The sequence below is a fragment of the Neisseria basseii genome (genome assembly GCF_962707005.1).
Lineage (GTDB): Bacteria > Pseudomonadota > Gammaproteobacteria > Burkholderiales > Neisseriaceae > Neisseria > Neisseria bergeri.
On the sequence record NZ_CAUIXH010000079.1, the window covers coordinates 1 to 254 of the forward strand.

Sequence of the window (254 nt, forward strand, 5' to 3'; positions counted from 1 at the left end):
CAGCTCCTGCTGCGAGGCGGTATTGACGTTTACCGCTGCAAGGGAGAAGGCGCAGGAGAACAGCATACAGAACAGCACGAACATTTTCTTCATGGTTTTTTCCTTTAAGGGGTGCAAACAATAAAACCGCATCTGCGGACGACAAGGTGCGTCATTTTAAAATGAATACCCGGACGCTTCAAGCTCCGCATCCGCCCGAAGCCCGCATTTCCCGACCCGCTTTGCGGGTAAGGCAAAAACCCCCGAATAATCGG

General features: G+C 52.4%; 1 pseudogene. It reads right to left on the reverse strand.

The window, feature by feature from the left end:
• Positions 1-191 (reverse strand): annotated as a pseudogene (locus tag Q9I99_RS11380) (ComEA family DNA-binding protein); the annotation flags it as partial.
• Positions 192-254: the final 63 nt, after the last annotated feature.